Raw genomic sequence first — 13,527 nt, forward strand, 5'->3', positions numbered from 1 at the left:
TCAGAACATCAGGGTGCCGCCCGGCACCTGACCTGCCTGTTCCAGCCGTGAGATGGTGGGCAGCAGATCAAGACCGGTACGTGCCTTCAGAGCCCGCGCGCGTTCGCGCATGTCGGCCAGTGGCAATGCTATGGCTTCACCGGCCGCCGCAAAAACGATGACGTTACCGCTGTCGCACGACGGGAAGGCCAGCACACGATCACCGAAGGCGTCGCAGATGCGCGCCAGGCTGGCATCGAAACCACGCGCGCTGCCGAACAGATTCACCGCCATCAACCCGCGTGGACTCAGTCTCGCCCGCACGGCCGAGTAGAAGGCCGGCGTATCGAGCGCGCCGCTGCGCGCCTTGGCGTCGTAGCCATCCACCAGAATGTAGTCGAAGCGGCGCTCCCCGCGCTGGATGTATTCGGCGCCATCCCCGATCTCCACCGTCAGCCGCAGATCAGGCTCGGGCAACTCGAAGAAGTGGCGCGCCGCGGCCACCACGCGCGGCTCGATCTCGACCACGTTCAAGCGCGTCTGCGGGCAGTGGTGGTAGATGAAGCGCGTCATCGACGCAGCGCCCAGCCCGATGGCCAGCGCGGTGCGCGGCCAGTCTTCGTCGCGCAGCAGCAGGCCGGCCATCATTTCGCGCGTGTATTGCAGTTCCAGCGCGTTCGGATCCTGCAGGCGCATTGCACCCTGAATCCAGTCGGAACCGAAGTGCAGATAACGCACGCCGGCTTCCTCGCTCACATCAATCTGGGTCGCCACGGTTTCAGAGCATGCGCTTGAGCAGGTACAACCGTTCCAGCGCATCGCGCGGGGTGAGGCTGTCGGGGTCGATTTCGTCGAGTGCGGTCAGCGCCGGGTGGGACAGGGCTTCGGGTTCGTCGTCGGGCAGGTCGGCAAACAGGTCCGATTGCGGGCCTCCACCGATCTCACGGTTTTCCAGCGCCCGCAGGCGTTTGCGCGCCTCGCGGATGACCGGCGCCGGCACGCCGGCCAGCGCGGCTACTTCGATCCCGTAACTTTGGCTCGCAGGGCCTTCTTCGACGGCATGCAGGAAGACGATGCGGTGGGCGTGCTCGACCGCGTCCAGATGCACGTTCACGCATTCAGAGAAATCGGCGTTGAGACGCGTCAGCTCGAAGTAGTGCGTTGCAAACAGCGTCTGGCAGCGATTGTTGGCGAGCAGGTGACGCGCAATCGAAAACGCCAGCGCCAGGCCGTCGAACGTCGAGGTGCCACGGCCGATTTCGTCCATCAGCACGAGACTGTGTTCGGTGGCGCCGTGGAGGATAGCTGCGGCTTCGGTCATCTCGACCATGAAGGTCGAGCGCCCGGAGGCGAGGTCATCGGAAGCACCGATACGCGTGAAGATCGCGTCCGTCGGGCCGATGCGCGCGGCAGCGGCCGGCACGAAAGCGCCAACATGCGCCAGCAGCGCGATCAGCGCAACCTGCCGCATGAAGGTGGATTTACCGCCCATGTTCGGGCCGGTAATCATCAGCATGCGACGCGTGGGGCCAAGCCGGCAGTCGTTGGCGATGAAGTTGTCGACTTCGCGCTCGACCACCGGGTGTCGCCCGCGCTCGATCTCCAGGCCCGGCTGATCAACGAACACGGGCCGGCTGTAGTTGTAACGCAGCGCGATCTCGGCAAAGGCGCCGAGCCCGTCGAGCAGGGCCAATGCGCGCGCGATGCGTTGCAGCGGCGGGATCTCACCGGCCAGCGCCTCGATCACCTCTTCGTACAGCATCTTCTCACGCGCCAATGCACGATCCTGCGCGGACAAGGCCTTGTCCTCGAAGGCCTTGAGCTCGGGCGTGATGTAGCGCTCGGCGTTCTTCAGCGTCTGACGGCGGCGGTAATCGTCCGGAACCTTGTCCGAATTGGCGCGGCTGACCTCGATGTAGAAACCATGCACACGGTTGTATTCGACCTTCAGGCCGGCAATGCCGCTGCGCTCGCGCTCGCGCGCTTCGAGCGCCATCAGGAATTCGCCGCAGTTGCTCTGGATGCCGCGCAACTCGTCCAGTTCGGCGTCGAAGCCCGGCGCAATCACGCCACCGTCGCGCACCATGGCGGCCGGTTCGACGTCGATGGCGCGCGACAACAGCTCGAAAGCGCCATCCGGGCGGGCGATGTCGGCGCGTACGCCCGACAGCAGTTCGGAGTCCGATTCGCCGATGGCAGCCTGCAGCGAGGGCAGGGCGGCCAGCGCATCGCGCAGGGCCGACAGATCGCGCGGACGCGCGCTGCGCAAGGCTACGCGGGCCGTGATGCGATCTACGTCGGCAATGCCCTTGAGCGCCGTACGTACGTCACCCAGGCAGCGTCCATCACCTTCGCCGATCAGCGCCGCGACGGCAGCGTGACGCAAGCCCGCGCTCCCGCGGTCGCGCAAAGGGTGATGCAGCGCATGACGCAGCCAGCGTGAGCCCATGCTGGTGGCGCAGCAATCGAGCAAGGAGAGCAGGGTGGGCGAGGCTTCGCCGCGCAGGGTTTCGGTGAGTTCGAGATTGCGGCGTGTGGCCGCATCGAGACGCAGATACGCCGATTCGCGTTCGACGTGCAGGGTAGTGACGTGTTCCAGCGTCTGGCGCTGCGTGCCGCGCGCGTACTCGAAGAGCGCGGCGAGTGCAGCCAGCCCGGTGTCGAGCCCCTCGGCGCCGAAGCCAGCCAGGTCCTGCGTGCCGAAGTGGCCGGTCAGCAGGCGTGCGCCGTTGCCTGCATCAAACTGCCATTCGGGCAGCCGACGCGGCGGCGGGGTGAGGGCGTTGAGAAACGGCAGGCTGAGACCATCGGGAATGAGCACCTCGGCCGGGCGCAAGCGCTCGAACTGGCTCTGCAACTGCTCGGCCGGGCATTCCATGGCGCGCAGATCGCCGTTGGCGAGGTTCAGCCAGGCCAGACCCAACGTGCCGCGTTGCAGGGTCAGCGCCAGCAGCAGAGCGTCGCGGCGGTCATCGAGGAGTGCCGCGTCGGTGAGCGTACCGGGCGTGACGATGCGGCTGACCGCGCGCTCCATCGGCCCCTTGGTGGCGCCGGGCTCGCCAACCTGCTCGGCAATCACCACCGATTCGCCCATCCTCACCAGGCGCGCCAGATACTGCTCGACCGCGTGGAAGGGCACGCCCGCCATCTTGATCGGCTGGCCGCTGGACTGGCCGCGTGTGGTCAGCGTGATGTCGAGCAGACGTGCGGCCTTCTCGGCATCCTCGAAGAACAGCTCGTAGAAGTCCCCCATGCGATAGAACAACATCAGGTCGGGGTACTGGGCCTTGAGGCGCAGGTACTGCTGCATCATCGGCGTATGGCCGGCGATGGAGGCTTCGTCGAAGGCGGGTTTGGCGGCGTCTCGGGTCAAGGCGGGCAGGGCGCTCAGTTGCTGCCCATGTGCGATTGCACGATCGGCAGCAGTTGTGCGAAGACCTTCGGCGTACCGGCTACCAGGCGACCGGTGTCGAGGTAGGCGCTTTCACCGGCGAAGTCGGACACCAGACCGCCGGCTTCCATGATCAGCAGCGCGCCGGCCGCCATGTCCCAACTGCTCAGACCGGCTTCCCAGAATCCGTCCAGGCGGCCGCAGGCGACATAGGCCAGATCCAGCGCCGCCGCACCGGGGCGGCGGATACCGGCGGTCTTCTGCGACAGCTCGCGGAAGGCACCGATATAGGCTTCGATATTGTCGTTCTGACGGAACGGGAAACCCGTGCCGATCAGCGAATCCATCAGCTTGATGCGACGCGAGACACGGATGCGGCGGTCGTTCAGAAAAGCGCCGCCGCCTTTGGAGGCGGTAAACAACTCGTTGCGCACGGGATCAAAGACCACCGCCTGTTCGAGCACGTTGTTGCGCGCCAGCGCAATCGAGATCGCGTACTGCGGAAAGTCGTGGATGAAGTTGGTCGTGCCATCGAGCGGGTCGATGATCCAGCAGTACTCGCTGTCGCCGGAGCGGCCCGACTCCTCTGCTAGAATCGCGTGCTCCGGATAGGACTCGCGCAGCACTTCGATGATTGCGCCTTCGGCAGCGCGATCGACCTCGGTGACAAAATCATTGGGCGATTTCGATTGCACGGTGAGCAGATCGAGTTGCGTGGAAGCGCGGTTGATCACACTCGCGGCGCGGCGGGCTGCCTTGACGGCGATGTTCAGGGTCGGATGCATGGAACGGGTTCTCGGTTGCTGCGGATTCACCATTGGAAGCCGCAGAAATGATGATCTCGGATAGCCGCGCATTCTAACCGCAAACCCCCTCCGCACGGTCCCGAATACGGCGCCGTAGCACCTGAATCAGGTATCCGATGCAAGACTCTTCGCTTCTCGACCGCATTCGCGTGGTGCTCACGCGCACCAGCCACCCCGGCAACATCGGCGCCGCTGCGCGCGCAATGAAAACCATGGGGCTGTCACGCCTCGTGCTGGTCTCTCCCGACTCCTTTCCAGACCCGGTCGCCGACGCACGCGCGTCTGGCGCGCTCGATGTGCTCAACGCCGCCAAGGTCGTGCCGACACTGGCGGATGCACTCGAAGGCACGGTGTTCTCGGCCGCGCTCACCGCGCGTCGACGTGAGCTGTCGCTACCGTTGCTGATGCCGCGCGAAGCCGCGCCCGAGTTGGTGCGCTATGCCTTAGGGGGCGACGTGGCGCTGGTGTTCGGCACCGAATCGAGCGGCCTTACCAACGACGAGGTGGCGCTGTGCGGCATGCCGGTCACGATCCCGGCCAACCCGGCGTATTCCTCGCTCAACCTCGCGGCCGCTGTGCAACTGCTTTGCTATGAGTTGCGGCTGGCTGCGCTTGACGAATCCGCGCCGCAAGTGCCGCCGGAAGACGCCGCTCGCTTTGAGGATGTCGAAGGCTTTTACGGCCATCTTGAAGAAGCCATGCGTGACTCGGGCTTTTATGACCCGGCCACCTCTCGGCGCCTGCTGCCACGCCTGCGCCGCCTGTTTGGACGCATTCGCCTGGAACGCGACGAGATCAACATCCTGCGCGGCATCGTGGCTGCATTGCAGCGCAAACCTGATTAAAATACTCGACTATTGAAATTGTCCCGCTCCGCCCGCAGCTATGGGCGTCAGAGCGCTTTTCCGGGAGACACCGTCCATGTTCAGCCGTTTGCGTGAAGATCTCGCCAGTGTTCGCGAACGCGACCCCGCCGCGCGTTCGACCTGGGAGGTGTTGACCTGCTATCCCGGCGTGCATGCGCTGGCAATGCATCGTTTTGCGCACTGGGCGTGGACGCACGAGCTGTACTGGCTGGGGCGCTTTGTCAGCCACATGAGCCGCTTTCTGACGGGCATCGAGATTCACCCAGGCGCGGTCATTGGCCGTCGCGTGTTCATCGATCACGGCATGGGAGTTGTCATCGGCGAAACCGCCGAGGTCGGGGACGACTGCACCATCTATCAGGCCGTCACGCTCGGTGGCACCTCCCTGTACCGCGGAGCCAAGCGCCACCCGACCTTGGGCAAGGGCGTAGTGGTCGGTGCCGGCGCCAAGGTGCTGGGCGGGTTCGAAGTGGGCGATGGCGCCAAGATCGGTTCAAATGCCGTCGTGATCCGACCTGTTCCGGCGGGCGCCACGGCGGTCGGCAACCCGGCACGCATTCTCGATACCGAACGCAAGGAGGAACGCGACGAACGTGATGCCGAACGCGAGAAGAAGGCCGAGCAGATCGGCTTTTCAGCCTACGGCGTCACGCGCGGCATGGATGATCCGCTGGCCAAGGCACTGCATGCGCTGCTTGATCACACTGTCGAGACCGACAAGCGCTTCCATCTGCTCGTCGAACGGCTGCAAAAAGCCGGTATCCAGATCGATCAGACGATTGAAAAAGATGATGATTTCGATGCTGGCCGCCTATCGAAAATGGTGGATTGACGCGGGTTGTAGAAGTTGACCGTTTTTGTCGGGAACCGTATAGTTGACCGAAACCATCAGGTATTCACCCGACCCGCTGCACAGCACGAGGATCCACCATGAGACTGACCACCAAAGGCCGATTCGCGGTCACTGCGATGATCGATCTTGCAGCGCGTGAAGGCGAAGGGCCCGTCACCCTGGCGGGCATCGCCGAGCGTCAGAAGATCTCGCTCTCTTATCTTGAGCAACTCTTCGGCAAGCTGCGCCGCTACAAACTGGTTTCCAGCGTACGCGGCCCCGGCGGCGGCTATCGGCTGGCGCGTGACATGGGCGGCATCACCGTGGCCGACATCATCGTCGCCGTGGACGAGCCTCTGGATGCCACGCAGTGTGGCGGCAAACAGAACTGTCATGACGAACACCGCTGCATGACGCACGACTTGTGGACCAACCTGAACAAGCGCATGTACGAGTACCTTGACTCGGTGACGCTGGCCGCGCTGGTCAATCAGGAGATCAAGGCGGATCCCGAAGTGAACGTCATCAAGGACGTACGCCGTCGCGCAACGATCTCGCTGCGCGAGGCCGCAGCGGTCTGAGGCACACCATGTTTGCGCCGACCTATCTCGACTGGAACGCCACCTCGCCGCTTGATCCGGCCGTGCGCGAGGCCATGCTGCCGTGGCTCGATGCCCGCTTCGGCAATGCGTCGAGCCGGCATGAGTACGGTCGTCAGGCGCGCGCCGCGATTGACGAGGCGCGCGCGCAAGTCGCTGCGGCCACAGGCGCACACGCTACCGAGGTGCTGTTCACCAGTGGCGGGTCGGAAGCCAACAACCTGTTCATCAAGGGTGTCGCCGCCTGTCGCAAACCGGGTCTCATCGCGGTGAGTGCCATTGAGCACCCCTGTGTGCGTGAGCCGGCGAAGCAATTGCGCCGTGCCGGCTGGAGCTTGCGCGAAATCGCGGTGGATGCCGCGGGACGTATCGACGCAGCTGACTGGGCCGATGTGCTGCAAGCCAAGCCGGCCATCATGTCGGTGATGCTCGCCAACAATGAAACCGGTGTGCTGCAGGCCATTGATCGCCTTGCAACGGAAGCGAGCGGAGCGGGAGCCTGGTTCCATACCGACGCGGTGCAGGCGCTGGGCAAGATCGCAGTGAATTTCCGCAGCCTCGGCGTGCATGGCATGACCGTTTCGGCGCACAAGATCGGCGGCCCGCTGGGCGCTGGCGCACTGATTGCCGACAAGCGCGTAGAGCTTGCACCGCTGATCGCTGGTGGCGGGCAGGAGCGCGGGCTGCGGTCCGGCACCGAGAACATTGCGGCCATCGTTGGCTTTGGCGTGGCCTGCGAGCTTGCAGTAGCGCGTGTCGAAGCGGAAGCCCGACGTCTGGCAAACCTGCGCGAGCAGCTCGAAACCTCGCTAGCCGGGCTGGGGGCACGCATTTTCGCCATGAAGGCCGATCGGCTGCCGAATACCAGCTTTTTCGCCATTGACGGCATTGACGGCGAAACACTGGTCGCAAAGCTCGACCGGGCCGGTTTTGCCTGCGCGAGCGGCTCGGCTTGCTCCAGCGCGAATCCAGAGCCTTCGCACACGCTGATGGCGATGGGCATCGATGCCGATCTGGCGCGTAATGCAGTACGCGTCAGCCTCGGCCGCGACACCACTGCAGACGACATTGAACGCTTTACCGTCGGGTTTGCCCGACAGGTGCAGGAACTGAGAAATCTGGCCGCGATTGCGGTCTGAACCACGACAACACCCGGTTTTACGGAGAAACACGATGCTGAAGTTCCCGATCTATCTCGACTATTCGGCCACTACGCCGGTCGATCCGCGCGTCGCCGAGAAGATGATTCCCTGGCTGACCGAGCATTTCGGCAACCCGGCAAGCCGCTCGCACGCCTACGGCTGGGAAGCCGAGAAGGCCGTCGAAGACGCGCGCGGAGAAGTCGCTGCGCTGGTCGGTGCCGATCCGCGCGAAATCGTGTGGACCTCGGGCGCAACGGAATCGAACAACCTCGCCATCAAGGGCGCGGCCAACTTCTATCAAGGCAAGGGCAAGCACATCATCACGCTCAAGACCGAGCACAAGGCCGTGCTGGATACCGTGCGCGAGCTCGAGCGTCAGGGTTTTGAAGCCACCTATCTCGACGTGCAGGAGAACGGTCTGGTCGACCTCGACGTGCTGAAGGCCGCGATCCGCCCGGACACCATCGTGATCTCGATCATGATGGTCAACAACGAAATCGGCGTGGTGCAGCCGATTGCCGAAATCGGCGAACTCTGTCGCGACAAGGGCATCGTGTTCCACGTCGATGCCGCGCAGGCCACCGGCAAGGTCGCCATCGACCTGAACACGTTGAAGGTCGACCTGATGTCCTTCTCGGCCCACAAGACCTACGGCCCGAAAGGCATCGGCGCGCTGTACGTACGCCGCAAGCCGCGCGTGCGCCTGGAAGCGCAGATGCACGGCGGTGGCCATGAGCGCGGCCTGCGCTCGGGCACGCTGGCCACGCACCAGATCGTCGGCATGGGCGAGGCTTTCCGCCTTGCACGCGTCGAGATGGACAGCGAGATGGAGCGTATCCGCACGCTGCGTGACCGCCTGATGAACGGCTTCAGCGACATGGAAGCCGTGTTCGTGAACGGCGACGTGGAACACCGCGTGCCGCACAACCTGAACATCTCCTTCGCCTATGTCGAAGGCGAGTCGCTGATCATGGCGATCAAGGATGTTGCCGTCTCGTCCGGCTCGGCCTGCACCTCGGCCAGCCTGGAGCCGTCCTACGTGTTGCGTGCCTTGGGCCGCAACGACGAACTGGCGCACAGCTCGATCCGTTTCACGATCGGCCGTTTCACTACGGTCGAAGAAATCGACTTCACCATCGACCTGCTCAGGAAGCGCATCGGCAAGCTGCGCGAACTGTCCCCGCTGTGGGAGATGGTGCAGGAAGGCGTAGACCTCGATACCGTACAATGGGCGGCTCACTGAGAGCCGGCCGGTAACTGAAGGAGATTCACCATGGCATACAGCGAAAAACTTCTGGACCACTACGAGAACCCGCGCAACGTCGGTTCGTTCGCCAAGGACGACGACGGCGTAGGCACCGGCATGGTCGGCGCACCGGCCTGTGGCGACGTCATGAAGCTGCAGATCAAGGTTGGCGCAGACGGCATCATCGAGGACGCCAAGTTCAAGACCTATGGCTGCGGTTCGGCCATTGCGTCGAGCTCGCTGGTCACCGAATGGGTCAAGGGCAAGACCGTGGATCAGGCGCTCGAGATCAAGAACACCGCGATCGCCGAAGAACTGGCGCTGCCGCCGGTCAAGATCCACTGCTCGATCCTGGCGGAGGACGCCATCAAGGCGGCCGTGGCCGACTACAAAAAGAAGCGCGAAGCCTGAAAACGGAGACCAGCATGGGTGTAACCCTCAGCGAAAAAGCTGCACAGCACGTCAGCAATTACCTCGCGAAGCGCGGCAAGGGCCTTGGCATCCGCCTTGGCGTGCGCACGAGCGGGTGCTCGGGGATGGCCTACAAGCTGGAATTCGTCGACGAGCAGCAGCCTGAAGACTTCGTGTTCGAAAGCCACGGCGTGAGCGTGGTGGTCGATCCGAAGAGCCTGCCGTACCTCGAAGGCACCGAACTCGACTTCGTGCGTGAAGGGCTCAACGAAGGCTTCAAGTTCAACAACCCCAACGTCAAGGACGCTTGCGGTTGCGGCGAGAGCTTCAACGTCTGAGCGCTGATGACTCCCGACCTGCAGCAGGACTTCTTCACGCTTTTCGGATTGCCGCGCCGTTTCCGGATTGAGGAGGCGGCGCTTGAGGCGGCGTATCACGAGCTGCACACGCGAGTTCACCCCGATCGCCATGCCCACTTGCCCGACGCCGACCGGCGCCGCGCCATGCAGTGGGCAACCCGCGTCAACGAGGCCTTCCGTACGCTCAAGTCTCCGCTGTCGCGCGCGCGCTACCTGATCGAACTGGCCGGGATCGACGTCGGGGTGGAAACCAACACCGCGATGTCGCCGGCCTTTCTGATGGAACAGATGGAATGGCGTGAAGCCGTCGAGGAAGCCGAATCAGCCGCCGACGCCAGCGAACTGGAGCACCTGCACCAGCGCCTGCGTACCCAGACGCGCGAGCTGCTTGGCGAGCTGGAAGGTCAGCTCGACGATGCACAGGACTTTGCCGCCGCCGCCGATACTGCGCGCCGCATGATGTTCCTCGACAAGCTCCGACACGAAATTGACGACGCCCTCGAGGCGCTGGACAACTGATGGCATTACTTCAGATCGCCGAGCCCGGCCTCGCCGCCGAGCCGCACAAGCATCGGCTTGCGGCAGGCATCGACCTCGGCACCACCAACTCGCTGGTCGCCACCGTGCGCAGCGGATCAACCGACTGCCTGCCTGACGAGCAGGGCAGGGTAATCCTTCCCTCCGTGGTGCGTTACCGCGCTGACGGCAGCATTGAGGTGGGTCACAACGCGGCGGCCGCCGCGGCCGAGGATCCGCGCAACACCATCGTTTCGGTCAAACGCTTCATGGGGCGCGGCCGCAGTGACGTCACCCATTCGGCCGCACAGCCCTACGACTTTGTCGAAGGCGAAGGCATGTTGCGCATCCGCACGGCCCAGGGCGTGAAGAGCCCGGTCGAGGTTTCGGCAGACATCCTGCGTGCGCTCGCCAAACGCGCCGAAGCAACGCTTGGCGGCGACTTGAGCGGCGTGGTCATCACCGTACCGGCCTATTTCGACGACGCCCAGCGTCAGGCCACCAAGGACGCTGCCCAACTGGCCGGCCTCAATGTGCTGCGTCTGCTCAACGAACCGACTGCAGCCGCCGTGGCCTACGGCCTCGACAATGCCTCCGAAGGCGTCTACGCCGTGTATGACCTGGGCGGGGGCACCTTCGATATTTCCATCCTCAAGCTCTCGCGCGGCATCTTCGAGGTGCTGTCCACCAACGGTGACAGCGCGCTGGGCGGAGACGACTTCGATCACCGTCTGTACGAATGGGTATGCGAGCGCGCCGGCATCGAGCCGAACGACGAACGTGATGTGCGTACGCTGCTCACGGCTGCGCGCGCCGCCAAGGAAGCCCTGACGAATGCAGAAGCGGCGTCGGTGAAGGCCACGCTCTCATCCGGCAAAGACATTGATGTCGAGATTTCGCGCGCCGAATTCGAGCGCCTCTGCGCCGACCTGGTCAAGCGTACGCTGGCACCGGTGCGCAAGGCACTGCGCGACGCCGATCTTCTGGCCGAGGACATCAAGGGTGTGGTCATGGTAGGTGGTGCCACACGCATGCCGCAGATCCAGCACGCCGTGGCTGAGTATTTCCAGTGCGAACCGCTGAACAACCTCGATCCTGACCGCGTCGTTGCAATGGGTGCCGCCATCCAGGCCAACGTGCTGGCCGGCAATAAGCAGGACGGTGATGACTGGCTGCTGCTCGACGTCATTCCGCTTTCGCTGGGGCTGGAAACCATGGGCGGCCTGGTCGAGCGCGTCGTGCCACGCAATTCGACGCTACCGATCGCACGTGCGCAGGAATTCACCACGTTCAAGGATGGCCAGACTGCAATGGCCATCCATGTCGTGCAGGGCGAGCGGGAGCTGGTGGCGGACTGCCGTTCGCTGGCGCGCTTCGAGCTGCGCGGCATTCCGCCGATGACCGCCGGCGCTGCGCGCATCCGGGTTTCCTTCCAGGTCGATGCTGATGGCCTGCTGGCCGTGTCCGCGCAGGAACTGTCATCCGGCGTTGAAGCCAGCGTGGCGGTAAAACCGTCCTACGGCCTCTCCGACGACGAAATTGCCGACATGTTGCGCGCCGGCATGGAACACGCCGGCGAAGACATGAACGCGCGCGCCCTGCGTGAGCAGGTCGTCGAAGCCGACCGCGTCATTGAAGCCACGCAGCATGCGCTGTGGGTCGACGGCAAACTGTTGTCGGCCGAGGAGCGCTCAGTCATTGATCAGGCCATTGCGGACTTGCGCGGCCTGCGTGAAGGCTCAGACCACCGCGCCATCAAGGACGGCATCGAACATCTCTCGCGCGTGACCGACGAGTTCGCCGCGCGCCGCATGGACCAGAGCATCCGGTCGGCACTGGCCGGCCGCAACGTAAACGAGATCACTACATGACCCAGATCATCATACTGCCGCATGTCGAGCTGTGCCCCGACGGCACGGTCATCGAGGCCGAACCCGGCACCACCATCTGCGACAGCCTGCTGGCCAACGACATCGACATCGAACACGCCTGCGAGAAGTCCTGCGCCTGCACGACCTGTCACGTCATCGTGCGCGAAGGCTTCAGCTCGCTCAACGAAGCGACGGAAGATGAAGAAGACCTGCTCGACAAGGCCTGGGGCCTGGAGCCGCAATCGCGCCTGTCCTGCCAGGCCAAGGTGGCTGACACCACGCTGGTGGTCGAGATTCCGCGCTACACCATCAACATGGCCCGGGAGCATCACTGATGAAATGGACTGACGTACAGGAAATCGGCATCCAGCTTGCCGACCGTCATCCGGATGTCGATCCGCTGAAGGTCAATTTTGTCGACCTGATGAACTGGGTGGTTGCACTGCCTGAGTTCGACGACGACCCCAAGCACTGCGGGGAGCGCATCCTCGAAGGCATCCAGCAAGCCTGGATCGACGAGATGGACTAAAAAAAACGGCGCCTGCGGGCGCCGTTTTTTCATTGCGGCAGGTCTGCTGCCTGCACCAGAAACACCATGTCGTCGCCTCCGGATGTCGGCAGCCAGACGATGGGCAGATCCGGGAAGGCCGCTTCGACCAGATCACGGTTGTGTCCGACCTCGACGGCCAGCACTCCGTCCTGCGTCAGATGTGCGCGTGCGCCGGCGATGATGTGACGCACCACATCCATGCCGTCCTCACCCGCAGCCAGCGCCATGCGTGGCTCGTGCAGGTACTCGGCGGGCAGGGCGTCCATGGACTCGCGCGTGACATAGGGCGGATTCGACACGATGAGATCGAAGCGCCGTCCGACCAGACCCGAGAACACGTCGGTCTTCACCAACTCGACCTGATCCTGCATGCCATAGTCTTCAACGTTGCGACGGGCTACGGCCAGTGCGTCTTCGGACAGGTCCGCGGCCACCACATGGGCGTTCGGGAAGACATGCCCCATCACGATGGCGAGACAGCCAGAGCCGGTACACAGATCGAGGGCGTTGTGCACCTCGCCATGCTCCGGCAGCCACGGCGAAAGGCCGTCGCCAAGCAGTTCTGCAAAGAACGAGCGCGGCACAATCACACGTGAATCCACGTAGAAGCGGAAGTCGCCAAGCCAGGCTTCGTTCACCAGATAGGCGGTGGGAATGCGCTCATTCGCACGACGTTCGATCACATCAAACAGCTGTTCGCGCTCCTCGGCCGTGATGCAGGCATCCAGAAACGGTTCCAGCCGGTCCAGCGGCAAGGCCAGGGTATGCAGCAGCAACCACACGGCTTCGTCATATGCATCCGTGCAGCCATGACCGAAATGCAGGCCGCCGCGGTTGAAGCGGGTCACCGCATAACGCAGCCAGTCGCGCAGGGTTACCAGCTCGGCCAGCGGACCGTGCTCATGCACGTGATCGTGATCGGGGTGGTCGCAGTTTTCGTCGCAGTCTTGATCGTGCAT

Annotated in this window: 15 protein-coding genes; 11 read left to right on the plus strand and 4 right to left on the minus strand. The window is 63.9% G+C overall.

Going from position 1 to position 13,527, the window contains the following annotated elements; genetic code table 11:
• The 3 genes from AC6H0R_RS09930 to AC6H0R_RS09940 form a co-directional block, all read right to left on the minus strand.
• The gene (locus AC6H0R_RS09930) at nt 1-753 is read right to left on the minus strand and encodes a fused MFS/spermidine synthase (RefSeq protein WP_497581203.1); all 753 of its coding nucleotides are present in this window, start codon (nt 751-753) and stop codon (nt 1-3) included.
• Nucleotides 754-757: 4 nt separating this feature from the next.
• Complete coding sequence (mutS, locus tag AC6H0R_RS09935) at nt 758-3,289, minus strand: DNA mismatch repair protein MutS (RefSeq protein ID WP_497581275.1); 2,532 nt, start codon at nt 3,287-3,289, stop codon at nt 758-760.
• Between the two features lie 77 nt (nt 3,290-3,366).
• Nucleotides 3,367-4,155, minus strand: a complete 789-nt coding sequence (locus AC6H0R_RS09940) for an inositol monophosphatase family protein (RefSeq protein WP_497581204.1) — start codon at nt 4,153-4,155, stop codon at nt 3,367-3,369.
• A gap of 137 nt (nt 4,156-4,292) precedes the next feature.
• On the opposite strand from AC6H0R_RS09940, the gene AC6H0R_RS09945 reads away from it, so the two are divergent.
• The 11 genes from AC6H0R_RS09945 to iscX all read left to right on the plus strand — a co-directional run bounded on the left by AC6H0R_RS09945 (nt 4,293) and on the right by iscX (nt 12,547).
• The gene (locus AC6H0R_RS09945; protein WP_497581205.1) at nt 4,293-5,021 is read left to right on the plus strand and encodes an RNA methyltransferase; all 729 of its coding nucleotides are present in this window, start codon (nt 4,293-4,295) and stop codon (nt 5,019-5,021) included.
• Between the two features lie 40 nt (nt 5,022-5,061).
• Nucleotides 5,062-5,874, plus strand: a complete 813-nt coding sequence (cysE, locus tag AC6H0R_RS09950; protein WP_497581206.1) for a serine O-acetyltransferase — start codon at nt 5,062-5,064, stop codon at nt 5,872-5,874.
• 98 nt (nt 5,875-5,972) lie between these two features.
• Nucleotides 5,973-6,455, plus strand: coding sequence for a Fe-S cluster assembly transcriptional regulator IscR (iscR, locus tag AC6H0R_RS09955; RefSeq protein ID WP_497581207.1), 483 nt, complete (start codon nt 5,973-5,975; stop codon nt 6,453-6,455).
• Between the two features lie 8 nt (nt 6,456-6,463).
• Complete coding sequence (locus AC6H0R_RS09960) at nt 6,464-7,612, plus strand: cysteine desulfurase family protein (protein ID WP_497581208.1); 1,149 nt, start codon at nt 6,464-6,466, stop codon at nt 7,610-7,612.
• A 34-nt stretch (nt 7,613-7,646) separates the two neighbouring features.
• Nucleotides 7,647-8,858, plus strand: coding sequence for an IscS subfamily cysteine desulfurase (locus AC6H0R_RS09965; RefSeq protein ID WP_497581209.1), 1,212 nt, complete (start codon nt 7,647-7,649; stop codon nt 8,856-8,858).
• Nucleotides 8,859-8,888: 30 nt separating this feature from the next.
• The gene (iscU, locus tag AC6H0R_RS09970; protein ID WP_497581210.1) at nt 8,889-9,272 is read left to right on the plus strand and encodes a Fe-S cluster assembly scaffold IscU; all 384 of its coding nucleotides are present in this window, start codon (nt 8,889-8,891) and stop codon (nt 9,270-9,272) included.
• Between the two features lie 14 nt (nt 9,273-9,286).
• The gene (gene iscA, locus AC6H0R_RS09975) at nt 9,287-9,610 is read left to right on the plus strand and encodes an iron-sulfur cluster assembly protein IscA (protein ID WP_497581211.1); all 324 of its coding nucleotides are present in this window, start codon (nt 9,287-9,289) and stop codon (nt 9,608-9,610) included.
• Nucleotides 9,611-9,616: 6 nt separating this feature from the next.
• Entirely contained in the window at nt 9,617-10,150 is a 534-nt protein-coding gene (gene hscB, locus AC6H0R_RS09980) for a Fe-S protein assembly co-chaperone HscB (RefSeq protein ID WP_497581212.1), read from the plus strand.
• Complete coding sequence (gene hscA / locus AC6H0R_RS09985) at nt 10,150-12,018, plus strand: Fe-S protein assembly chaperone HscA (protein WP_497581213.1); 1,869 nt, start codon at nt 10,150-10,152, stop codon at nt 12,016-12,018. Before hscB ends, hscA begins: the two co-directional genes overlap by 1 nt.
• Complete coding sequence (fdx, locus tag AC6H0R_RS09990) at nt 12,015-12,353, plus strand: ISC system 2Fe-2S type ferredoxin (protein WP_497581214.1); 339 nt, start codon at nt 12,015-12,017, stop codon at nt 12,351-12,353. The genes hscA and fdx overlap by 4 nt, the downstream gene beginning before the upstream one ends.
• A complete protein-coding gene (gene iscX, locus AC6H0R_RS09995; protein ID WP_497581215.1) occupies nt 12,353-12,547 on the plus strand; it encodes a Fe-S cluster assembly protein IscX in 195 nt (64 codons plus the stop codon). Before fdx ends, iscX begins: the two co-directional genes overlap by 1 nt.
• A gap of 29 nt (nt 12,548-12,576) precedes the next feature.
• Here the strand turns inward: iscX and prmB are convergent, their stop codons facing one another.
• Nucleotides 12,577-13,527, minus strand: a complete 951-nt coding sequence (prmB, locus tag AC6H0R_RS10000; RefSeq protein ID WP_497581216.1) for a 50S ribosomal protein L3 N(5)-glutamine methyltransferase — start codon at nt 13,525-13,527, stop codon at nt 12,577-12,579.

This window comes from Pseudazoarcus sp. NS36 (genome assembly GCF_059703705.1).

Coding starts and splice junctions, on each gene's coding strand:
- mutS (WP_497581275.1), bottom strand. CDS start 3,289: ATGCAGCAGTACCTGCGCCTCAAGGCCCAGTACCCCGACCTGATGTTG.
- AC6H0R_RS09940 (WP_497581204.1), bottom strand. CDS start 4,155: ATGCATCCGACCCTGAACATCGCCGTCAAGGCAGCCCGCCGCGCCGCG.
- AC6H0R_RS09945 (WP_497581205.1), top strand. CDS start 4,293: ATGCAAGACTCTTCGCTTCTCGACCGCATTCGCGTGGTGCTCACGCGC.
- cysE (WP_497581206.1), top strand. CDS start 5,062: ATGGGCGTCAGAGCGCTTTTCCGGGAGACACCGTCCATGTTCAGCCGT.
- iscR (WP_497581207.1), top strand. CDS start 5,973: ATGAGACTGACCACCAAAGGCCGATTCGCGGTCACTGCGATGATCGAT.
- AC6H0R_RS09960 (WP_497581208.1), top strand. CDS start 6,464: ATGTTTGCGCCGACCTATCTCGACTGGAACGCCACCTCGCCGCTTGAT.
- AC6H0R_RS09965 (WP_497581209.1), top strand. CDS start 7,647: ATGCTGAAGTTCCCGATCTATCTCGACTATTCGGCCACTACGCCGGTC.
- iscU (WP_497581210.1), top strand. CDS start 8,889: ATGGCATACAGCGAAAAACTTCTGGACCACTACGAGAACCCGCGCAAC.
- iscA (WP_497581211.1), top strand. CDS start 9,287: ATGGGTGTAACCCTCAGCGAAAAAGCTGCACAGCACGTCAGCAATTAC.
- hscB (WP_497581212.1), top strand. CDS start 9,617: ATGACTCCCGACCTGCAGCAGGACTTCTTCACGCTTTTCGGATTGCCG.
- hscA (WP_497581213.1), top strand. CDS start 10,150: ATGGCATTACTTCAGATCGCCGAGCCCGGCCTCGCCGCCGAGCCGCAC.
- fdx (WP_497581214.1), top strand. CDS start 12,015: ATGACCCAGATCATCATACTGCCGCATGTCGAGCTGTGCCCCGACGGC.
- iscX (WP_497581215.1), top strand. CDS start 12,353: ATGAAATGGACTGACGTACAGGAAATCGGCATCCAGCTTGCCGACCGT.
- prmB (WP_497581216.1), bottom strand. CDS start 13,527: ATGCACGATCAAGACTGCGACGAAAACTGCGACCACCCCGATCACGAT.